The sequence below is a fragment of the Mesorhizobium sp. GbtcB19 genome, assembly GCF_019091085.1.
Classification (GTDB): Bacteria; Pseudomonadota; Alphaproteobacteria; order Rhizobiales; family Rhizobiaceae; genus Mesorhizobium.
Window position 1 is genome coordinate 1 of sequence record NZ_JAGXJY010000253.1, and the last position, 267, is coordinate 267.

1 protein-coding gene is annotated in these 267 nt (G+C 68.2%); it reads right to left on the reverse strand.

Going from position 1 to position 267, the window contains the following annotated elements; translation table 11 throughout:
- Positions 1-267 (reverse strand): hypothetical protein (locus tag KVT37_RS32270; RefSeq protein WP_217579035.1); only part of this gene is annotated, 267 nt, incomplete at both ends.

Sequence of the window (267 nt, forward strand, 5' to 3'; positions counted from 1 at the left end):
CTCCACCGCCACATAGGCTGCGGGCACCATATACTCCGGCAGCAGACCGCCCAGGTAAGCCCGCAGCACAGCCGCAAGATCGGCCCCCGCAGCGCTCCGCGCCACCACATAGGCAACCAGCCGCTTGTCGCCTGGCGTATCCTCGCGCGCAACCACAGCCGCTTCACGCACCAGCGCGTGCTCGCCGGGCCGCGTCTCGATCTCGCCTAGCTCGATGCGAGGGCCTCGGGTCTTGACCTGATGGACGGTGCGGCCAAGGTACTCGAT